This window comes from Nonomuraea sp. NPDC005730 (assembly GCF_040630865.1).
GTDB lineage: Bacteria > Actinomycetota > Actinomycetes > Streptosporangiales > Streptosporangiaceae > Nonomuraea.
Map to the genome: position 1 here is coordinate 35,388 of NZ_JBEXYK010000067.1, position 19,706 is coordinate 55,093.

Below are 19,706 nucleotides of genomic sequence, written 5' to 3' on the forward strand. Positions count from 1 at the left end.
CCAGCCCGGCTCAGCCCTCCGCGCAAGGGCCGCCGCGCGATGGTCAGGGACCGGCGAAAAGGGATATCTATATGGGTGCCCCGCATGACGGAGACCGGATTTTGCGCCATATCGCGTGCGCGTAGGAGATCTCGCCTCCACCATGGACATGCGCCCCCGCCGTGGAGGAGATCGAATGAGCGAAGTGGAACACGCGGTGACCCAGCCTCGCACGTCCGAGCGGGGGGCTGCGACGCGGAGCTCGCTGCTGGCCGCCGCGAGGGAGGTCTTCGTCTCCAAGGGGTTCGCCGAGGCCGGCGTGACGGACGTCGTCGCCAGGGCCGACGCCAGCGTGGGCAGCCTCTACCACCATTTCTCCGGCAAGGCCGACCTCTACCTCACGTTGTGGGAGGAATGGCAGGCCCGCCAGGCCCAGCGCACCAAGCAGGCCGCCCGTACGGCCCGCGCCGCCGCCGAGGGCGACCCCATGCGCGTGTTCATCGACGCCGCCCGCGCCTACCTCGAAGGCTGCCTGGAGGAACGCGAGCTGGCCGCCCTGTTCCTGCGCGGCGACGGCCCGCCCGGCTTCGAGGTGGTCATGCGCGACCGGCTGCGCACGTGGGCCCAGCGCAACGCCGCGCTGTTCGAGGGCGAGCCCGCGCTCGTCGTCGTGGTCACCGGCGCACTGGCCGCGGCTGTCAGCGAGATCGTCTTCTCCGGCGACCGCGCGATGGTCGACGACGTGCTGGCGATCATCGGCCAGATCAGGCCCGCCGCTTCGGCGACCGCGCCCTCCAGCGGGTAACCTCGCCAAGTGTGCGACGGTTCAGCCAAAGTTTCTACGGCTACGCGGTAGCCCTCTTCGTGTGCCTGGCGGGCGTGGGGCTCTTCATGCTCGTGGCCCCGCAGAGCCGCGAGGAGCACATCCCGCGGCTCGACTACTCCATCACCGTCGCCAACTTCGGGCACGACGTGCCCTACCAGGTGTGGTCCCCGCAGAAGGACCCGGCGGGCTGGGTGCCCAACAGCAACAGGATCGCCAAGGGCGAGAACGGCGCTCAGGTGCTCTACCTGGGCTACGCCACCGCCAAGCGGCAGCACGCCATGTTCGCCCAGAGCGACGAGAAGCCGGCCGCCGAGTTCGCCAACCGCATGACCGGCATCGCCAAGCCGTCCGGCAGCCAGCAGGTCGGCGGGGTGACCTGGGAGAAGCGGTTCCGCGAGGACAAGAACCAGCGCTCGCTCGTACGGGTGCTCCCCGACGTCACCCTCGTGGTCACCGGCACCGCCGACTGGCCCGAGCTGACCGAGCTGGCCGGGCTCCTGCAGCAGCGCGCCAAGGGGTGACCCTGGCCGGGCGCGGCGGCGTCTAGGGTGGTGGCCGTGGCAGACGAGAAGACACCTTCGTACGAGCAGGCCCGCGAGGAGCTGACCGAGGTGGTGCGCCGCCTGGAGACGGGCGGGCTCACCCTGGAGCAGTCGATCGAGCTCTGGGAGCGCGGCGAGAGGCTCGCGGCCGTCTGCGAGGAGTGGCTGCAGGGCGCCCGGGTCAAGCTCGCCGCCGCCATGGCGAGGCGCTCGGAGCCGGGCGCCGACGACGCCCCCTTCTGATCCGTCAGGAGGCGGTGCGGTTGAGCGCCACCACCGGGATGCGGCGGCTGGTCTTGGCCTCGTACTCCGCGAAGCCGGGGGCGATCTCGACCATGCGGGCGTAGAGCCGGTCGCGCTCGTCGCCCTCGACGAAGTCCGCCTTCACCTCGAACGTCTCGGTGCCGATCTCGGCGGTCGCCGTGGGGGTGGCGCGCAGGTTGTGGTACCAGGCCGGGTGGTTGTCGGCGCCCGCGTTGGAGGCGATGATCACGTAGCGGTCGCCGTCGGCCAGGTACATCACCGGCGTGGTCGTCAGCCGGCCGCTCTTGGCGCCCGTCGTCGTGAGCAGCACCAGCGACGCGCCCTCGAACGGGCCGCCCACCCGGCCCTCGTTGGCCCGGAATTCGTCAATGATCTGCTGGTTGAACGAGTTGGTCATCTCAGCTCCTGATAATCGGAGAGTTCTCCGATTCGGAGAATACCGGAGAGCTCTCCGCTCACAAGGGAGTTATGCTCCAGGCGTGTGCGCACGTCCCCTGCTGCCCGTCGTCGGGCAGGCCCAGCCCGAGCGGGCCGACGCCGCGCGCAACCGCCGGAAGATCATCGAGGTGGCCGCCACGATGATCGCCGAGCGCGGCGCCGAGGAGCTCTCGCTCGACGAGGTGGCCAAGGCCGCCTGCGTCGGGGTGGGCACCGTCTACCGGCGTTTCGGCGATCGCGCGGGGCTCGTCCTCGCGCTGATCGACGAGCGGGAGCAGCGGTTCCAGGCGGCGTTCCTGAGCGGCCCGCCGCCGCTCGGGCCCGGCGCGCCGCCGGCCGAGCGGGTCACGGCGTTCCTGCACGCGCTGGTCGATCGCATCGTCGAGCAGCAGGACCTGTTCCTGCTGCTGGAGAACGGGCCGGGCAAGGCGCGCTACAGCGGGCCGTACAAGGTGCATCAGGTGCATCTGGCGAGCCTGCTCGCCGCGGCCCGGCCGGGGGCCCACGTCGCCTACCTGGCCGACGCGCTGCTCGCGCCGGTCACCGCCTGGCTGATCAAGTTCCAGCGGGAGGAGCGGGGCATGACGGTGGAAAGCGTCAAGGCCGGCCTCGCCGAGCTGGCCGCCGCCGTCGTGCGGCAGCCCTAGTCCTCCGTACGGACCGTGAGCCGGTCGTCGCTCAGCCTGATCGTCAGCGGGGTGCCCGGCGGCACGTCCTTGGCCAGGCGCACGACCTCGCCCGACGGATGTTGCACGATCGCGTAGCCACGCTCCAGCGTGGCCGCGGGCGACAACGCGACCAGGCGGGCCCGCAGGTGCGTGAGGTCGTCGGCGGCCCGGTCGAGCGAGCCGGTCAGCGAGCGCCTGGCCCGCTCCCGCAGCGCGTCGACCTGCTCGGCCCGGCGTTCGAGCTCGCGCACCGGATCGGCCAGCGACGGCCGCGAGCGCACCGACGTCAGCCACGACATCTCGCGGTCGAGCCAGCCGTTGAGCACCCGCCGCCCGCGGTCGCGCAGCTGGCGGATCAGCGCGAGCTGCTCGCCCACGTCGGGGACGACCTTCTTGGCGGCGTCGGTGGGCGTGGAGGCGCGTACGTCGGCCACCAGGTCGAGCAGCGGGCTGTCCTGCTCGTGGCCGATCGCGCTGACCACGGGGGTACGGCAGGCGGCCACCGCGCGCACGAGGGTCTCGTCGGAGAACGGCAGCAGGTCCTCCAGCGAACCCCCGCCGCGGGCCACCACGATCACCTCGACCTCGGGATCGGCGTCGAGCTTGCGCAGCGCTTCGGTGACCTCCCCGACCGCGTACGGCCCCTGGACGGCCACCTCCTCCACCTTGAACCGCACGGCCGGCCAGCGGCGGCGGGCGTTCTCCAGCACGTCGCGCTCGGCGGCCGAGTCGCGCCCGCAGACCAGCCCGATCGTGCCCGGCAGGAACGGCAGCCGCCGCTTCCTGTCGGCGTTGAACAGCCCCTCGGTGGCCAGCAGCCGGCGCAGCCGCTCCAGCCTGGCCAGCAGCTCGCCCACGCCGACCGGCCGGATCTCCATCGCCGTGAAGGCGAACGAGCCCTTGTTGACCCAGAAGTCCGGCTTGACGTGCACCACGACCCTCGCGCCGTCGGAGGGACGCGGCTCGGCGGCCTCGTAGACGCCGCGCGGAGCCGTGACCCGGGCCGAGACGTTGGCCACCGGGTCACGCAGGGTCAGGAACACCGTGCCGCCGCGCGCGCTCAGATCGGTGATCTGGCCCTCGACCCACACCGTGCCGAGTCTGCCGATCCAGCCGCCCACCATCTGCAGGACCGTGCGGATCGGCAGGGGAGACTCGGGTGTGGTCTTCGAGGTCATGGCGGAAGACTACGGGTTCGCCACGACTACTCCCCGGTCTGCAGCTTGGCCAGCCGGTTCTCGAACATGCGCACGACCTCGTCGCGGGCCTGGGTGGCGCGCTCGTAGGCCAGGTAGTCGCCGATCTGCTCGGCGGACTTGCCGCGCATCCTGGCCCGCAGCGAGGCCACGGTCAGCTCGGAGTAGCCGGGCAGCGGCTCGGCCAGGTCGTCCGGGACGGCCTTGGGCTCCGCCACGGGGACGGCCGGCTCGGTGACGGCCTCCGCGGCGGCCTTGAGTACACCGTCCTGGGGCGCGGCGACGGGCGCGGGCTCCTCGGTGACCTCGGTGACGGCGGCGGGCTCGGCGGCGGCCTTGGCGGCCTTCGTCGCCTTCGCGGGCTTGGCGGTCGTGGCGGCCTTCGTGCTCTTGGCGGTCTTCGTGGCCTTGGCGCTCCTGGCGGGCTTCGCGGCGCTCTTGGCGACGGGCTCGGCCTCGGGCGCGACCTCAGCCTCAGCGACCGGCTCGGCCTCTGCGGCGGCCCTGGTGTCAGCGACCGGCTCGACCTCGGCGGCGGCCTTGCTCTCGGCGGTCGGCCTGACCACGGCGGCGGGCTCGGCCTCCGCCGGCGCCTCGGCCTTGACCTCGGCCTTGGCCGGCGCGTCGGCCTTCGCCGGGGCCTCCGTCTCGGCGGCGGCCTCCGGCTTGGGCTCGGTCGCGGTCTTGGCGTCGGTCGTCGGCTTGGCGTCGGTCGTCGGCTTGGGGTCGGTCGTCGCCTTCGGCTCGGTCTCCGGCTTGGTGGCGGTCTTGCCCGCGGGGGCGAAGATGACCGGGTCCGGCTTGCTCTTGGCCGACCCGTTGGGCGCGGCCTCCGGACGCGGCGTGAAGATCACCGGCTCCTTGCGCGCCGGCTTCTCCTCCTCGGCCGGGGGAGCGGCGACCTGCGCGGCGGCGGAGGGACGGGACTCCTGCTCCTCCTCCTGCTCCTCCTTCGTGCCGAGCCCCTTGATGGAGTTCTTCACCCGGTCCACCACCAGCAGCGCCTGCCCGGCCGCGCTGAGCGTGGTCTGGACGACGAACAGCGGCAGATCCTTGGCCTTCTCCTTGAGTTCGTCCTTGTTGGTAACGGTTCTGGCGATGTTGCGTATCACGTCGCTGAGGGACATGACGTCTCCCTGGGAGGTCTGTATTGGACGGCCAGTCTGGCAAACGGCGGGCGACCACGCACGCGCAGCCCTGATGGCCGCTCCACGTAGCATAAGAAGTATGGAGCCCCAGACCCCCACTTCCCGCCGAGTACTCGTAGCCAAGCCGCGCGGCTACTGTGCCGGAGTCGATCGAGCCGTGGTAGCGGTCGAGAAGGCTTTGGAGCAGTACGGCGCGCCGGTCTACGTCCGCAAGCAGATCGTGCACAACACCCACGTCGTCAGGACGCTGGAGGCCAGGGGAGCCATCTTCGTCGAGGAGACCGATGAGGTGCCCGAGGGCGAGATCGTGGTGTTCTCGGCCCACGGCGTCTCGCCCGCCGTGCACGAGGAGGCCAGGCAGCGGGGCCTGCGCACCGTCGACGCCACCTGCCCGCTGGTCACCAAGGTGCACAACGAGGCCAAGCGGTTCGCCGCCCAGGACTACGACATCCTGCTCATCGGGCACGAAGGCCACGAAGAGGTCGAGGGCACCTCGGGCGAGGCCCCCGACCACATCCAGCTCGTCGACGGCCTCGACTCGGTCGAGAAGGTCCAGGTGAAGGACCCCGACAAGCTCGTGTGGCTGTCGCAGACCACCCTGTCGGTCGACGAGACCACCGAGACGGTCGCCCGCCTCAAGGAGCGTTTCCCCACGCTGATCGACCCGCCGAGCGACGACATCTGCTACGCCACCCAGAACCGGCAGGTCGCGGTGAAGGAGATCGCCGCCGAGGCCCAGCTCGTGATCGTGGTCGGGTCGGAGAACTCGTCCAACTCCAAGCGCCTGGTCGAGGTGGCCAAAGACTACGGCGCCGAGGCCGCGTACCTGGTGGACAACGCCGGCTTCATCCAGGACGAATGGCTCGAAGGCGTCACCACGGTCGGCGTGACCAGCGGCGCGTCGGTGCCGGAGGAGCTGGTCGACGAGGTGCTCGCGCGGCTGGCCGGCCACGGCTTCGGCGACGTGCACGAGGTCGAGTCGGTGCAGGAGAGCATGCGCTTCGCGCTCCCGCACGAGCTGCGCAAGGACCTTCGCGTCGGCTAGTCGTCGCTGCGCGGGGTGCCGTAGACCTTGGGCTCGAAGTAGCCCTCCGGCTCGGGCACGAACGGCTGGCGCGGGCGCGGCATCTCCGCGCCCGCCTTCAGCTCCTCGCGCAGCTCCCGCACGTTGTCGCGCAGGCCGCGCCGCCAGGCGACGGCCAGCACGACCGCCGAGCCGGCGAACAGCCAGGGGGCGCCGCGGGTCAGCGAGCCGTACAGGCCGAGGGCCAGCGACTGCACGATCGACACCGAGCCGAACGCGCGCCCGAGCTCGACGAAGAGCGTCGCGCAGAAGAACACCAGCGGCGGCGTGACCACCAGCGACAGCAGCTCGCGCTTATTGACCAGGAGCACGCCGAGCAGGCTCGACGCCACGAACGCGGCCCCCACCAGGTAGGACAGGCCGAGCACCGCGGCCAGGACATAGCCCGCCAGGGTGGCGACCAAGGTGAGCGCGATGGCGCCGCGAGCGGTCAGCCTGACGCCAGAACGCCTGCCCTTCTCTGCCACTGTCCCACCCCCGTTTACGGCGACCCGCCTGCCAACTTACCGTTCGAGTGCGAAATCAGAGACGTGGTTTCGAGCAGTTCGGGCGAGGCCAGGGGTCTCGGCAGCCCTTCGAGCATCTCCGGGGCGTCCAGGTCGCCGTCCACGACGCCCAGATCGTTTAGTTTGCGCGCGGTGACCAGGACGCGGCTTTCGAGCGAACCGACCGACTTGTTGTACGCCTCCACCGCCCGCGTCAGCGCCTTGCCCAGCGACTCCACGTTCCTGCCGAGGGACGACAGCCGCTCGTACAGCTCCTTGCCCAGCTCGAACACCGCCCGCGCGTTCTCGCTCAGCGCGGCCTGCTGCCAGGCGTAGTGGGCGGTGCGCAGCATCGTGATCAGCGTGGTCGGCGTGGCGATGTGCACCCGCCGCGCCATGGCGTACTCCAGCAGCGCGGGGTCGCGTTCGAGCGCGGGCGCGAGGAACGCCTCGCCCGGGATGAACAGCACCACGAACTCCGGCGACGGGTTGAACCCCTGCCAGTACGCCTTGGCCGCCAGCCGGTCGACGTGCTCGCGCACGTGCCTGGCGTGCGCGTCGAGCCGGACGGTGGCCAGCGACTCGTCGCCCGCCTCGGCCGCCTCCAGGTAGGCCGCGAGCGAGACCTTGGAGTCGACCACGATGTTCTTGCCGCCGGCCAGCCTGATCACCATGTCGGGCCGCATCGCGCCCTCGACGACCTGCTCCTCGAAGTCGCAGTGGCGCTGCATCCCGGCGATCTCGGCCACCCGGCGCAGTTGCAGCTCGCCCCACCGTCCGCGCGCCTCGGGCCGTTGCAGGGCCCTGACCAGCGCGGTCGTCTGCGAGCGCAGCTGCTCGTTGCTCTGCTGCACGAACTCCATCTGCTTGGCCAGCTCCGCCCGCGCCGCCCGCTGCCCGGCCTCGGTGTCGCGAAGCTGCGACTCGACCCGCGCGAGCGCGTCCTTCAGTGGCTCGACCAGGTGCTCGACGGCCTGCCTGCGCTGGTCGAGGTCACCGGCGGCCTCCGCGCGGCTGGCCGAGAGCCGGGTCTCGGCCAGTTCGAGGAAACGCACGTTGTTGACGTCGAGGGCGCGTGTGGACAGGGCCTGGAACCGTTCGGCGAGCTGCTCCTCGACGTAGACCAGCTTCTCGGCGGCCGACCTGGCCCGCGCGTCGGCCTCGGCCACCCGCACCGCCGCGCGGGTCCTGGCGACCAGGAAGCCGACGAGGAGTCCGAGGGCGAGTCCGATGAGCAGCGAGACGACATCCACTCCAAAGATGATTGCAGCACATCGCGTCTGGATCTTCCCGACACGCTTGCGGAATCCGCTTGTGCGCCGACTGATCCGTCACGCACAGTATTGAGATGGCTACCGGTACGAGTGTCGCCGTCGCCGTGTCCGCGGTGTCGGTCGCCCTGATCGCCCTGGCCGGAGCCGTGATCACCGGGCCCGGTGCCGACGAGCCGGCGGCCACCCGCCCGACCCTGCGCTGGACGCCCGGCGCCTGCGTCACCGACCGCTACGCGCTGATCCCCTGCAACGGCGGCGACTTCGAGGTGCTGGCCATCGCCCACGATCCGCCGCGGCCCGCCGACTGCCCCGACGACACCGACGACGTGCTCCGCATCGGCCTGGGCCGCACGGCCTGCGTACGGTCCTTCCTGGCCCCGCACGCCGGTCTGCCCGGCGGTGGCGGCGGCGTGCTCAGGCCCGGCGACTGCGTGGCGCTCGACGGCCGGGAACGCCCGTGCACGGGCACCGGCTGGTACGGCAGATCCATCGCGATCGCCTCGACTGCGGACGAATGCCCCTCGACCACCCTCGACACCCTCGAAAGCGGAGCGGATGTCGTCTGCCTGGGCCCCGGCGGTCAGGTGCTCGCCGCGGGCGCGTGCGTGGCCAGACCGGCCGCCGAGGTCGTCGCCAGATCGGCCGTGACCAGGGCCGCCTGCGACTCGTCCACGGCCTGGGCCCGCGTCGTCTCCTTCGAGACCACGCCCGCGGCCTGCCCGGCCGGCGTGCAGCGCTACCTGCGCGCGGCGCCCGGGACCTACCGTCCGGTGACCTGCCTGCACCTGCTCAGCAAGTAAACTCGCTGTCCGTGAGCCTTTCCATCGGCATCGTCGGCCTGCCCAACGTCGGTAAGTCCACGCTCTTCAACGCGCTGACCAAGACCGGCAACGCACTCGCCGCGAACTACCCGTTCGCCACCATCGAGCCCAACGTGGGGATCGTGGGCGTGCCCGACGACCGCCTGCCCAAGCTGGCCGAGATCTTCGGCTCGGCCCGCGTGCTGCCCGCCAAGGTCGAGTTCGTCGACATCGCGGGCCTGGTCAAGGGCGCCTCGGAGGGGCAGGGCAGGGGCAACCAGTTCCTCGCCAACATCCGCGACACCGACGCGATCTGCCAGGTCATCCGCGTCTTCGGCGACCCCGACGTCACGCACGTCGACGGCGAGATCTCCCCCAAGCGGGACATCGAGACCATCAACACCGAGCTGATCATGGCCGACCTGCAGACGGTCGAGAAGGCCGTGCCGCGCCTGCAGAAGGAGGCGCGCAACAACAAGGACAAGAAGGCGGCGCTGGAGGCCGCCGAGGCCGCGCTGGCCGTCCTGGAGACCGGCAGGACCATCTTCGAGAGCGGCCTCGACCGGGAGGAGCTGCGCGAGCTCCACCTGCTCACCGCCAAGCCCTTCCTCTACGTCTTCAACCTCGACGCCGACGAGCTGACCGACACCGCGCTCAAGGAGCAGCTGTCGGCGATCGTCGCGCCCGCCGAGGCCGTCTTCCTCGACGCCAAGATCGAGTCCGAGCTGGTCGAGCTCGACGAGGAGGAGGCCCTGGAGCTGCTCCAGTCGGTCGGCCAGGAGGAGTCGGGCCTGCGCCAGCTCGCCCGGGTCGGCTTCGAGACGCTGGGCCTGCAGACCTACCTGACCGCCGGCCCGAAGGAGACCAGGGCCTGGACGATCCGCAAGGGCGCCACGGCGCCCGAGGCGGCCGGCGTGATCCACACCGACTTCCAGCGCGGCTTCATCAAGGCCGAGGTGGTCTCCTTCGACGACCTGGTCGAAGTGGGCTCCATCGCCAGCGCCCGATCCGCGGGCAAGGCCCGCATCGAGGGCAAGGACTACGTCATGCGCGACGGCGACGTGGTGGAGTTCCGCTTCAACGTCTGATCCGCGCTAGCCGAGCAGCCCGCCGAGCAGTGCCGCGGGGCCGCCGCTGAGCGCGCCGCCGCCGCCGCTGAGCGGCCCGCCGCCGCCGTTGCCGGCGGGCTTCTTGTCGAAGTGGATGAGCTCGTTCGCGTACGTGCCGCCCTGGCACACGGCCTTGCCGCGGCCGACGGGGGAGACCTTGCCGCCCGCCCTGGTGCACTCGCTGTCGGTGACCCAGGAGGGCGCGGCGGCGGCCGGGGAGGGCGCGCAGAGGGCGAACGCGGCGAGCGCGGCGGCGGGCAGGAGGGCGGCGGCGAGGCGACGCATCACATCAGTCCAATCACGGTGGGCTAACTTTCGCTACGCTAGGTTACCGGCGGATCGCCGTCGAAAGCCCATCGTCCGGATGACGAACGCGCAGGCCCTTCCGGGATTATGTGATTCCGGGACAACTGACGCGTCAACCACTTTGGGTCCCTACGCGTCGAATCGTCACGGCGATCACGCTGACTCGGGAGGCCCTCATGATCCGACGCATCATCCGGAAACGACGTCCGGCGCCCACCCTCGCGGGCATCAGCCTGGAGGAGGAGCTGGCCCTGATCAGGGTCGAGCTCATGTACGGGCTGCGCGTCAACCGTGAGGCATACCTGCGCAGGAAGGTCGACGAGCGCAACGAGCTGGCCAGCCGCATGCGGGAGCGGGACGCCGCCTCGATGCTCGCCGACCTGCGGGGGTCGCTGGAGCGCGCGGTGTCGCCCACGGTCGTCGACCTGCACAGCCGTCGCCGGGCACGCGCGAGCCAGGACCCCGAGCCCGCCTGAGCCGAGACTGTCGTACCCCCAGAAGTGGTGCATAACACCCTCTGTCCTCCCTCTCATGCCAAATGCGCAGGTCGTGAGCATCTATGCCTGTTTTGGACAGGAACTCATGTCCGCCGCGCTAGGCGGAAATGGGCGTCTGGCCTGGTCAAATGGTGATTCCGCCAGTAAGTGACGGGAAGCGGCACTGACGCCTGCCATACGGATCCGGTTTGCCGTCAGGGCGGTCATGCCTGCAGCATGGGCGTGGCTTTCCTGGAAGAATGGCGGGACCGGATAGGGTGACTACTTCACCGCGGATGATGGGGATCGGCAACGGACGACACCGCGCCAACCGGGGGGATCGGCGCGAGCGGAGGCGTGATGGCTCGTAGGTCTACCGTCCAGCACGATCCTCGGATCGCTGGCGAGCCTGAGCTTTCCGCGCGCCCGGACATGGCTGACTTCGACGCGCCGCCCTCGCGCAGGCCACGTCGGGGTGGCTGGTCCGGTGGCGGCGGACGGTGGCTGGTCTGGGCCGGCCGCATCATTCTCTGGGCGCTTATTGTGGTTATCGTGGTGAATGGGATTCGTGCCCCATTTGAGCGGTTTACCCAGCAAGAGCCCACGACGACGAATGGCGCCGCCGTGGCGCACAAGGGATTCCCCGCCGACCAGGGCATGGCTTTCGCCGCCCAGTTCGCGGGGGTCTATCTGAATTTCAGCCCGGAAGACGCGGCCAGCCGCACCAGGAAGCTCGCCGCGTTCCTGGCCGAGGGCATGGACGCGCAGATGTGGTGGGACGGCTTCGGCAAGATGGCCGCCGTCGCCATCCAGCCGTACGACATCGACGCGACCGACGCCCAGAACGCCGTGGTGAGCGTGGCCTTCCAGTCCGGGCCGCGCCGGCTCATGCTGTCGGTCCCGATCTACTACTCCGGCGACGACAACGGCAGGCGGTTCGTCATCTCGGGCCGTCCGGCGATCCTTCCCGCGCCGGCCCCCGCCGACCTGCCGCAGCTCGCGAAGCCGGAGACCGACGACGCGGCGGCGGCCGAGCTCAAGCCGCAACTGGAGGGCTTCTTCAAGGACTACGCCTCCGGCGACACCGCCGGGCTGCAGCGCTACGTGGCCGCCGGGAAGAACCTGCCGAGCTTCGGCAGCGCCTTCACCTTCGCGGAGCTGAAGGACATCGTGGTGCCTGTGGGGGGTGCCACCCGAGAGATCCAGGCGGTCGTGGTGTGGATCGTGCCCAACGGCGACGCTCCGGCCACGCCGAGTGCCACCGACCCGGCCGCCGTCGGTGGGCGGCTGGAGCAGGCCTACCGCCTCACCGTGGAGAAGCAGGGCGACAAGTGGTACGTCGCCGACATCCGCGGCGCTGGTCGGGCCGTTGGATAGACGCACGGCCGCGCTGTTGTTCGGTACCCCCCGGGAGGACAAGAAGTGACGTTGAAGACCGTAGTGCTCACCTTGATCGAAATGTCGCCGTCGCCGTCGCCGACCGGCATTGACACCGGAGGGCTCGCCAACTTCCTGCGTGCCTTCTTCGCCCCGTTGTTCCTGGTAGTCGTCTCCGTGGTCGCGCTCTTCTTCCTCTTCACCCGCGAGATCACGCGTTTCGTCCAGTTCCTCATCCTGGCTGTGGCCATCGGAGTGATCTTCTACGTTCCCAACATCATCGAGGTGACGGCGAAGGCGATCGCGGGCGCTCTCGGCATCAAGTAAAGGGTTGAGACCGCTCCAGGGCGGTCATGTACGAGCGGGTGGAGAGGAGGACTGCGTGGACCTGCCCACGTATACGAACATCTGGCGCATCGAGAAGCGGCTCTACAAGCTCTACGACCTTCGCCTCCCGATGCCGCTCCCCATCGTCTGGATCGGCGTGTTCGTCGGGGTGTTCGTGCCGTGGTCGCTCCTGCTGATCCTGGTGGGCGTGCCGGTGGCCATGCCGTGGCACGTGTTGTTCCTGGTCCCGCCGGGGATCGTGACGTGGTTGTCCACGCGTCCCGTCATCGAGGGCAAGCGGCTCACCGAGCTTCTGGAGTCCCAGCTGCGCTACCTGGGTCAGCCCAAGGCCTGGTACCGGCTCGCGCCCAGCTCCGAGCCGGAGGCGGTCGCGTTCTCGGGGCGCATCTGGCGTACCACTCCGGTCCGGGTCAAGGCGAAGGCGGCGCGCAAGTCCCGCCAGCCGCAGCGCAGGCGCGAGGGGCAGCGGATCACGGGTCCGCGCCAGGTCCGTCCGGCCGTGGCCGCCGCGGCGGCGGCCGCCCAGCAGGCGCCGGTGGCCGAGGCGCGTACCGGGTGGGGGTCGCGTACCAGGCGGGGCACGGCGCCCGCGCTGGGGCCGCAGGCCCGCCGTCCCGCCCCCGCGTTCGGCCGGGACGTGCCGTTGGCCCTGGTCCCCGGGGATGAGAACGGACCGGCGCTGCCGCCGGTCGAGCATGACGTCGCCGCCGGAGAGCTGGCCAGCCGCGAGCTCACCGGCGGCGCCCTCCCGGCCCGCCCCCGCCGCGCCACCCCCGACCGCCGCCCCGAACGCGACGCGACCGGCTCCGAGACCGCCGTTCCCGAGTCCGCCGCTCCCGAGCCCGCCGCTCCCGAGGAGCGGGCTGCCTCGGAGGCGGCGCAGCCGAGCGGGCGCGGGGGCGCCACGGGCAGGGCGTCGGGCGAGCGTACGGGCTCCGCTGCGGGCGAGGTGCAGGGTGGCCGTGGGGCGGTCGTGCCGATCCGGCCGGCGGAGGGGCTCAGGCCCGTGGCCGGCAAGCCGATCGACACCGAGGCCCTGCGTCGGTTGCGGCGGCTCGCCGCCACCGCCGACGCGCCCGGTGAGGCGGCGGGTCGCGCGGAAGGCGAGCGCGGCGCCGCAGAGCGCCGCGACGACGTCACCGGACGTCGTGAGAGCACGGACGAGCGCCGCCAGGGCGTCACCGGCCGTCCCGAAGGCGTGGGCCGCGAGGACGAGAACACGACCGCCCGCGACCAGCACAGGAAGGGACAGCCGCCGCGGGTCGCGCCCGGGACGGTGATCCTGGGCGCGCAGCGTTCCTGGCCCCCGGTCGACCCCGACGCCAAGCCCTTCTCCGGCCCGCCCCTCCGCCTTGAGGACCAGATCCCCAACCCCCAGCCCCCCGCCGACACCCCACCCGCAGCGGAAACCGGGCACGTGGGCGAGGGCGCGCACGCGGGAGAAAGCGTGCACCTGGGAGAAAGCGCGCACGTGGGCGAGCAGGCGCGGCCGGGCGCGGGTGTCCCGGCGGGCGAGGGCGAGTCGGCAGCCGAAGGTGCTCCTGTCGGGGAGACCGTTCCTGCCGCCGGCCCGGACGCTCCGAGGCCCGACGCGCCCGACGCCGAACGGTCCTTCGAGACCGCGCACGAGGCCGCCGCCGAAGCCTCCGCCCCTGCCGAAGCCCCCGTTGATGGCGAGCGGCCCGTCGCCGGCGAAGTGCGCGCGTCCTCCGGGCAGGCTGTCACCGGCGAGGAGGATGCCCCCGCTGGGCAGGGCACTCCCGACAGGAGGGCCGGTGCCGGGAGGCGGGCCGTTGCCGAGGGCGAGGATGCCGCCACCGAGCGGAGGGCTTCCGCAGAGGTTCCCGCCGACCCGGCCGCCGAACGGCCTGGGGTCGCACGTACGGAGGCACCGGCCGACCGGTCCGCCGGCGATGGACCCGCACCGGACGAGCAGCCCAGACCTTCCGAGGCGTACGGCGAGCCCGGACGGGACGTGGCGGCGCGGCGGCGGCCCGGTGGCGGCAGGCCGGGGGACAGGGCCGGTGGGTTCGTGGCGCCCGTGCCGGTTCCCAGGCCCGGTGAAGGCGGCAGGCCGGCCGAGGGACGGGTGCGCAGGGTCGAGTCCGTGGTGGGCCGGGACTCCGGCGGATGGCGCAGGATCGCCCAGGTCGTGGTGGGCGGAGGCGGCGTACGCACCGACGGGTCCGAGATCGACGAGGCCAGGGCCAGGGCAGTGTTCGGCGGGAGCCGGCGGATCGTGGTGCTCGGCTGCACCGGCGGCGCGGGCCAGTCCACGACGGCGCTCATGCTCGGCCACACCTTCGCCACCTACCGCGACGACCGGATCGTCGCCGTCGACGCCAACACCGGCGGCACCACGCTGACCAGCAGGATCGAGCCCGAGACGCCGGAGACCCTCACGTCGCTGCTGTCCGGCCTCGACCAGGTCAGCGGCTACCTGACGATGCGGGGCTTCACCACCCGCACCGCCTCCGGCCTTGAGGTGATCTCGGCCGACACCGACGCGGGCGCCGAGCAGCGGCTCGCCGACCGCAGCTTCTTCTCCGACCACCGCCTGGGCGAGTCGATGCGCCTGCTCGACCGCCACTACAAGCTGTCGGTCATCGACCCGGCCGCCGCGCTCGCGGCCCGCATCCTGCCGTACGCCGACCAGCTCGTGCTGGTGGTCCCGGCGAGCGAGGAGGCGGCCGAGGCCGTGGCGATGACGTACGAATGGCTCGACGGGCACGGCTGCGGCGAGCTGCGCAGGCGTGCGGTGATGGTCGTCAACGGCGTGAGCAGGCGGTCGATGGCCGACGTCGAGCAGGCGGAGGCGGTGGCCAGAGGCAGGTGCCGGGCCATCGTCCGGGTCCCGTGGGAGGACGGCCTGGCGCCCGGCGGCGCGGAGATCGTCGACCCCGGTCAGTTGCGCGCGGCCGGACGGCGGGCCTACCTCGCCCTCGCCGGGGTCGTGGTTGCAGGCTTCGCGGTACAGGCACACGGACAGGCCGTCCGACCGAGCGAAGAGGAGTTGGCGAGTGACCCCCCGGGCACGAGAATCGGTGAGCGTTAAGTGAACATGCGAGCAGGTCTGGCCCGTTCATGCGCCGAGGGGGCGGCATGAGCAGGGCGTCCCGAGCGCACCAGCGTCTCGCGGTCCGCTACTTCGACGACCGCATCCTGCTCACGGACACCTGCGCGTGGGCGTACTTCCGGCTTCCGACGGTCAGCTACGAGTTCGTCACGCCGGAGGAGCGCGAGGCGCTGGCCACCAACGTCACGATCGCGCTGGCCGCGATCAGGATGCCCGACGCCGAGGTGCACCTGCGGGTCGCGCACCGCACCTACCCGGCGGCCGAGTGGGCGATGGCGCTCAACGCCACCTCCGACGAGGGACCGGGCTGGCGCGACTACCTGGAGGAGATGTACCGGCACGTCTGGGCGAAGGACTTCTGGTCGAAGGAGGTCTACCTGGGCGTCCGCCTCGGGCCGCGTGGCAAGCAGCTCGGCAGTGGCGTGCTCGCCCAGCTCCTCGGCTTCTACCAGAAGACCGAGAGGGCGCTCGGCATGGAGGACGACCACGTCCCGGACAGCGAGATCGGCCGCTGGACGGAGTCGGCCGAACGGCTGGGCAGAGCGCTGGCGTCCAGCGCCCTGTACGCCAGGCACGCCACGTCCGTCGAGGTGGCCTGGCTGTTCCAGCACGCCGCCGCCGGAGCGGTCGGCGATCCGCCGTCCTCGGCCAGCCCGAAGCGGCGCTGGGGCAAGGGCGAGATCGAGTCGCTGGTCGAGGGCGAGATCCACAACGGCAGGTCGTTGTTGCGGATCGTCCAGCCGCAGGGCGACTCGTACGTGGCCCACCTGTCGTTCGCCCGCTTCCCCGACCTCATGCCGTTCCCCGACGGCGAGCCGTGGATGCACTTCGCCGACCAGCTGCCCTTCCCGGTGGAGATCTCGTCCAGGATGCGGCTGATCCCGCCGGTCAAGGCGTCGAAGGACGTCGCACGCAAGCTGGCCCACGCCCGCGACATGGACCACCACATCCGCGAGGCGGGCGCCGAGGCGCCGATCGCGCTGGCCGAGCAGATCGACGCGGCCCGCATGCTCGAACATGGCATCACCAAGGAACGACTGCCCTTCGTGTACGGCTGGCACCGCCTGATCATCTCGGCCCCCACGGAGGACATCTGCGTGCAGCGGGTCGAGGCGGTCGTCGAGCACTACCGCGACATGGGCATCGACGTGGTGAACTCGACCGGCGACCAGTTCTCGCTGTTCTGCGAGACGCTGCCGGGCGAGAAGGTGCGCGTCAACGCCTACGCCCAGCGCCAGCCGCTGCGGACGATCGCGGGCGGCATGGCCACGGCCACCGTCGACCTCGGCGACCGGCTCGACGACGGCAGCGAGGGCTGGCTCGGGCCGTACATCGGGGAGACGGTCGGCAGGGCGCGCAGCATCGTGCACTTCGACCCGCTGCTGGCCGCGAGCCGCAACCGGCCGACCGCCATCGCGATCACCGGCGAGCCGGGCGGCGGCAAGACCACGCTCGCGCTGCTGATGATCTACCAGATGGCGCTGCGCGGGGTCACGGTCGCGGTGATCGACCCGAAGGGCGACGCCGAGTCGCTGGTCCAGCTCCTGGAGAAGCGCGGGCGCAAGGCCAGGGTGATCCCGCTGGGCTCGGCGGCGCCGGGGCTGCTCGACCCGTTCTCGTTCGGCGACGACATCGCGGCGAAGAAGACCATGGCGACCGAGACGCTGCGGCTGCTGCTGCCCCGCATGTCGGAGGAGCGCGAGTCGGCCATGATCCAGGCCGTGGCCGCGGTCTCCAACGGCCCCGACCCGTCGCTGGGCAAGGTGGTCGACTACCTGGAACAGGCGGACGACCCGGCCTCCAAGAACCTGGGCGCGGTGCTGCGTTCCATGTCGGAGATGCACCTGGCCAGGCTCTGCTTCGACCCCTCCGGCGGCGACCAGATCGACAGCGAGGGGTGGACCACCGTGTTCACCCTGGGCGGCCTGACGCTGCCCGACGTCGCCACGACCAGGGACGACTACTCCTACGAGCAGCGGCTGTCGGTGGCCCTGCTCTACCTGGTCTCGCAGTTCGCCCGCAGGCTGATGAACGGCCTCGACCGGCGGGCCCCCAAGGCGATCTTCCTGGACGAGGCGTGGGCGATCACCTCCACGCCGGAGGGCGCCAAGCTGGTCCCCGAGGTCAGCCGCATGGGCCGATCCAGGAACACCGCGCTCGTCCTGGTCTCCCAGAACGCCGGAGACCTGCTGAACGAGCAGGTGACCAACTGTCTGTCCTCGGTGTTCGCGTTCCGTTCCACCGAAAGGGTGGAGGTGGAGCACGTCATGTCGCTGCTCGGCGTGGAGCCGTCGGAGGAGCACAAGGCCGTGCTCCGCTCGCTCGGCAACGGTGAATGCGTATTCCGTGATCTGGATGGCAGAGCCGGGCGCATCGGAGTAGACCTGATCTCCGAAGAACTGCTCCGCTGGCTCGACACGAACCCGACACACGACAAACCAGACGGTGGCGGGCATGATGATCTTCGAGGGGGCGTGGGCAGGGCGCAGGAGGTACGGTCATGAAGATCCGACTATCCCGACGACTGGCGCTGGCGCTCGCGCTCGTCAGTGCCGTCCTCGTGGTTCCGCTGGTGGTGGGCGGTTTCTCCACGCCCGTCGCCGCGGCGCCCTGTGACCTGTCGGGGCCGCTCAACCCCGAGATGATCGGCGGCGGCACCGACGGCATGATCCAGCCGCCGCCTCCCGCGGGCGGCGTCCAGGCCCCGACGACGAACTACGGCCAGTTCGGCATGGCCGGCCAGTTCTGGCAGACCCACGGGCTCGGCTGCTCCGACTACGTCGCCGTGCTCGGCAACATGTGGGCCAACGGCGTCTTCACCGCGGCCAAGGCCATCGACCGGCTGACGATCACGACGTACCAGGCGGCTGCGACGGAAGGACCGCTCCAGTCGATCAAGGACGTCGTCGACGACATCGTCCAGAACCTGTCCGAGGCCATGTACTGGCCGTTCCTGCGGCCGATCGTGATCCTCGGCGCCATCTGGCTCGCCTGGTACGGCCTGATCCGCAAGCGGGCCACCACCACCGCCGAAGGCGTGATCTGGATGGTCCTCGCGGTCACCGTGGCCGTGTGGTTCTTCAGCAGGCCCGGCGACTTCACCGGGCTCGGCAAGGTCGTGACCGACAAGACGGGCGAGGTGGTCAACTCCGCCTTCTCCGGCCTGCCGGGCGCCGGTGGCGCGTCCTGCCTGCCGCCACCCGGCCAGACGAACCCGCAGGTCAAGCCGGGCGGTTACGGCCAGGTCGGCACCGCCGGCGTCGACCAGAACGCCGACGCCCTGTGGTCCACGCTGGTCTGCAAGCCGTGGCTGGTGGGCATGTTCGGCACCTCCGACCCGCAGCAGCCGATCGTGCGCGACTTCGGGCGCAAGATGCTGGAGACCCAGTCGATCGCCCCCGCCGTGGCCGGACAGCCTGCCCCCGACATCGCCGCTCACCAGGCCGAGTACGCCAAGGTCGCCGAGCTGCTCAAGAACGACTCCCGCTACACCGTCTTCTCCGGCCGCGACTGGTCGAGCAGGCTCGGCGTGGCCGTCGGCGCGCTCATCGCGGCGGTGGTGGCCGGGTTGCTGATCTTCCTGGTGGCGGTCTCGCTGCTGGTGCTCAAGGTGGGCTTCCTGCTGCTGCTGATACTCGGGCCGGTGTTCCTGCTGGTCGGCGTACATCCGGGCAGCGGGCGCATCATCGCCATGCGGTGGGTGGAGATGCTCGTCGGCACGCTGCTCAGGCAGGCGGTGCTGACGCTCGTGCTCAGCGTCCTGGTCTACGGGTACGCGCTGATCATCTCCACGGCCATGCCCTGGGGGCTCCAGGTGCTGTTCATGGCCCTGCTGACGATCGCGGTGTTCTTCTACCGGCGTCCGTTCCAGCACCTGTTCGCGTCCCTGAGCGGCCACACGGTCACCACCCGCATGCTCGGCGACGCCGCCAGCTCGCCCGTCCTGGAGCGGGCCGCGAACGTGTTGCCGCCGGTCGCCGGGGCCAAGCTCGGCCGGTGGGGCCTGCGCAAGGCCGAGCCGCTCATCAGGGCGGCGGCGGCCGGCAGCGGCGCGGGCGCGGCGGCCGGGGCCGCGGTCGCCCAGGCGCGGATGCGCGGCGAGGAGGGCGAGGGCGTCTCGGCCGGCACCCGCATGCCGGTGGCGGCCGCGCCGCTCGACACCGACCAGCACGGCGGCAAGGCGGGGGCCCGGCCCCCGCTCGAACCCCGCAGGGGCACCGCGCCCCCGCTCAACCTCGGCGGCCAGCCCGGCAGGACCTGCCCATCACGACGTGACCGAACGGCGGCAGTTCCCGCAACGTCGTGGAGTC

At 71.4% G+C, this 19,706-nt stretch carries 19 protein-coding genes; 13 read left to right on the top strand and 6 right to left on the bottom strand.

Annotated features, from left to right (window positions below):
* The first annotated feature begins 175 nt into the window (after positions 1-175).
* The 3 genes from ABZ444_RS43505 to ABZ444_RS43515 are packed head-to-tail and all read left to right on the top strand — an operon-like array spanning position 176 to position 1,590.
* Positions 176-784, top strand: coding sequence for a TetR/AcrR family transcriptional regulator (locus ABZ444_RS43505; RefSeq protein ID WP_358010053.1), 609 nt, complete (start codon positions 176-178; stop codon positions 782-784).
* Positions 785-795: 11 nt separating this feature from the next.
* Positions 796-1,326 carry a DUF4245 domain-containing protein gene (locus ABZ444_RS43510; RefSeq protein WP_358010054.1) on the top strand — a complete coding sequence of 177 codons (531 nt, stop codon included), beginning with the start codon at positions 796-798 and terminating at the stop codon, positions 1,324-1,326.
* A gap of 36 nt (positions 1,327-1,362) precedes the next feature.
* On the top strand, positions 1,363-1,590 hold the full coding sequence (locus ABZ444_RS43515) for an exodeoxyribonuclease VII small subunit (protein WP_352325447.1): 228 nt from the start codon (positions 1,363-1,365) through the stop codon (positions 1,588-1,590).
* Positions 1,591-1,594: 4 nt separating this feature from the next.
* Here the strand turns inward: ABZ444_RS43515 and ABZ444_RS43520 are convergent, their stop codons facing one another.
* Positions 1,595-2,008: a nitroreductase family deazaflavin-dependent oxidoreductase gene (locus ABZ444_RS43520; protein WP_358010055.1), complete on the bottom strand. Its 414-nt coding sequence runs from the start codon at positions 2,006-2,008 to the stop codon at positions 1,595-1,597.
* An 82-nt stretch (positions 2,009-2,090) separates the two neighbouring features.
* Here ABZ444_RS43520 and ABZ444_RS43525 point away from each other — a divergent pair, with 82 nt between their 5' ends.
* The gene (locus ABZ444_RS43525; protein ID WP_358010056.1) at positions 2,091-2,696 is read left to right on the top strand and encodes a TetR/AcrR family transcriptional regulator; all 606 of its coding nucleotides are present in this window, start codon (positions 2,091-2,093) and stop codon (positions 2,694-2,696) included.
* Here the strand turns inward: ABZ444_RS43525 and xseA are convergent.
* Together xseA and ABZ444_RS43535 are read right to left on the bottom strand one after the other, a co-directional pair.
* Positions 2,693-3,895, bottom strand: coding sequence for an exodeoxyribonuclease VII large subunit (gene xseA, locus ABZ444_RS43530; RefSeq protein WP_357974535.1), 1,203 nt, complete (start codon positions 3,893-3,895; stop codon positions 2,693-2,695). The genes ABZ444_RS43525 and xseA overlap by 4 nt on opposite strands.
* A gap of 26 nt (positions 3,896-3,921) precedes the next feature.
* A complete protein-coding gene (locus ABZ444_RS43535; RefSeq protein WP_358010057.1) occupies positions 3,922-5,040 on the bottom strand; it encodes a hypothetical protein in 1,119 nt (372 codons plus the stop codon).
* 100 nt (positions 5,041-5,140) lie between these two features.
* Between ABZ444_RS43535 and ABZ444_RS43540 the strand changes: the two genes are divergently transcribed.
* Entirely contained in the window at positions 5,141-6,106 is a 966-nt protein-coding gene (locus ABZ444_RS43540; RefSeq protein WP_357974529.1) for a 4-hydroxy-3-methylbut-2-enyl diphosphate reductase, read from the top strand.
* Here the strand turns inward: ABZ444_RS43540 and ABZ444_RS43545 are convergent.
* Together ABZ444_RS43545 and ABZ444_RS43550 are read right to left on the bottom strand one after the other, a co-directional pair.
* On the bottom strand, positions 6,103-6,612 hold the full coding sequence (locus tag ABZ444_RS43545; RefSeq protein ID WP_358010058.1) for a DUF6542 domain-containing protein: 510 nt from the start codon (positions 6,610-6,612) through the stop codon (positions 6,103-6,105). The two genes, ABZ444_RS43540 and ABZ444_RS43545, sit on opposite strands and share 4 nt — an antisense overlap.
* Positions 6,613-6,626: 14 nt before the next feature.
* A complete protein-coding gene (locus tag ABZ444_RS43550) occupies positions 6,627-7,892 on the bottom strand; it encodes a DNA recombination protein RmuC (protein ID WP_358010068.1) in 1,266 nt (421 codons plus the stop codon).
* Positions 7,893-7,978: 86 nt separating this feature from the next.
* Here ABZ444_RS43550 and ABZ444_RS43555 point away from each other — a divergent pair, with 86 nt between their 5' ends.
* Positions 7,979-8,704 carry a hypothetical protein gene (locus tag ABZ444_RS43555; protein WP_358010059.1) on the top strand — a complete coding sequence of 242 codons (726 nt, stop codon included), beginning with the start codon at positions 7,979-7,981 and terminating at the stop codon, positions 8,702-8,704.
* An 11-nt stretch (positions 8,705-8,715) separates the two neighbouring features.
* Complete coding sequence (gene ychF / locus ABZ444_RS43560; RefSeq protein WP_357974518.1) at positions 8,716-9,792, top strand: redox-regulated ATPase YchF; 1,077 nt, start codon at positions 8,716-8,718, stop codon at positions 9,790-9,792.
* 6 nt (positions 9,793-9,798) lie between these two features.
* Here ychF and ABZ444_RS43565 read toward each other — a convergent pair whose 3' ends face one another.
* On the bottom strand, positions 9,799-10,098 hold the full coding sequence (locus ABZ444_RS43565; protein WP_358010060.1) for a hypothetical protein: 300 nt from the start codon (positions 10,096-10,098) through the stop codon (positions 9,799-9,801).
* Positions 10,099-10,295: 197 nt separating this feature from the next.
* Between ABZ444_RS43565 and ABZ444_RS43570 the strand changes: the two genes are divergently transcribed.
* The 6 genes from ABZ444_RS43570 to ABZ444_RS43595 all read left to right on the top strand — a co-directional run.
* Positions 10,296-10,595 carry a hypothetical protein gene (locus ABZ444_RS43570; RefSeq protein ID WP_352325459.1) on the top strand — a complete coding sequence of 100 codons (300 nt, stop codon included), beginning with the start codon at positions 10,296-10,298 and terminating at the stop codon, positions 10,593-10,595.
* 624 nt (positions 10,596-11,219) lie between these two features.
* Positions 11,220-11,972, top strand: a complete 753-nt coding sequence (locus ABZ444_RS43575; RefSeq protein ID WP_358010062.1) for a conjugal transfer protein — start codon at positions 11,220-11,222, stop codon at positions 11,970-11,972.
* An 81-nt stretch (positions 11,973-12,053) separates the two neighbouring features.
* On the top strand, positions 12,054-12,299 hold the full coding sequence (locus ABZ444_RS43580; protein ID WP_352325464.1) for a hypothetical protein: 246 nt from the start codon (positions 12,054-12,056) through the stop codon (positions 12,297-12,299).
* A 55-nt stretch (positions 12,300-12,354) separates the two neighbouring features.
* On the top strand, positions 12,355-15,375 hold the full coding sequence (locus tag ABZ444_RS43585; RefSeq protein ID WP_358010063.1) for a TcpE family conjugal transfer membrane protein: 3,021 nt from the start codon (positions 12,355-12,357) through the stop codon (positions 15,373-15,375).
* 47 nt (positions 15,376-15,422) lie between these two features.
* The gene (locus ABZ444_RS43590; protein ID WP_358010064.1) at positions 15,423-17,900 is read left to right on the top strand and encodes an ATP-binding protein; all 2,478 of its coding nucleotides are present in this window, start codon (positions 15,423-15,425) and stop codon (positions 17,898-17,900) included.
* Positions 17,897-19,706, top strand: a 1,810-nt coding sequence (locus tag ABZ444_RS43595; RefSeq protein ID WP_358010065.1) for a type IV secretion system protein, incomplete at its 3' end; no start/stop codon positions are given. The genes ABZ444_RS43590 and ABZ444_RS43595, both read left to right, overlap by 4 nt.

Bases quoted from the DNA above. Each gene is read 5' to 3' on its own strand.
- ABZ444_RS43505 (WP_358010053.1), top strand. From the start codon at position 176: ATGAGCGAAGTGGAACACGCGGTGACCCAGCCTCGCACGTCCGAGCGG.
- ABZ444_RS43520 (WP_358010055.1), bottom strand. From the start codon at position 2,008: ATGACCAACTCGTTCAACCAGCAGATCATTGACGAATTCCGGGCCAAC.
- xseA (WP_357974535.1), bottom strand. From the start codon at position 3,895: ATGACCTCGAAGACCACACCCGAGTCTCCCCTGCCGATCCGCACGGTC.
- ABZ444_RS43535 (WP_358010057.1), bottom strand. From the start codon at position 5,040: ATGTCCCTCAGCGACGTGATACGCAACATCGCCAGAACCGTTACCAAC.
- ABZ444_RS43540 (WP_357974529.1), top strand. From the start codon at position 5,141: ATGGAGCCCCAGACCCCCACTTCCCGCCGAGTACTCGTAGCCAAGCCG.
- ABZ444_RS43555 (WP_358010059.1), top strand. From the start codon at position 7,979: ATGGCTACCGGTACGAGTGTCGCCGTCGCCGTGTCCGCGGTGTCGGTC.
- ABZ444_RS43565 (WP_358010060.1), bottom strand. From the start codon at position 10,098: ATGCGTCGCCTCGCCGCCGCCCTCCTGCCCGCCGCCGCGCTCGCCGCG.
- ABZ444_RS43570 (WP_352325459.1), top strand. From the start codon at position 10,296: ATGATCCGACGCATCATCCGGAAACGACGTCCGGCGCCCACCCTCGCG.
- ABZ444_RS43580 (WP_352325464.1), top strand. From the start codon at position 12,054: ATGTCGCCGTCGCCGTCGCCGACCGGCATTGACACCGGAGGGCTCGCC.
- ABZ444_RS43590 (WP_358010064.1), top strand. From the start codon at position 15,423: ATGAGCAGGGCGTCCCGAGCGCACCAGCGTCTCGCGGTCCGCTACTTC.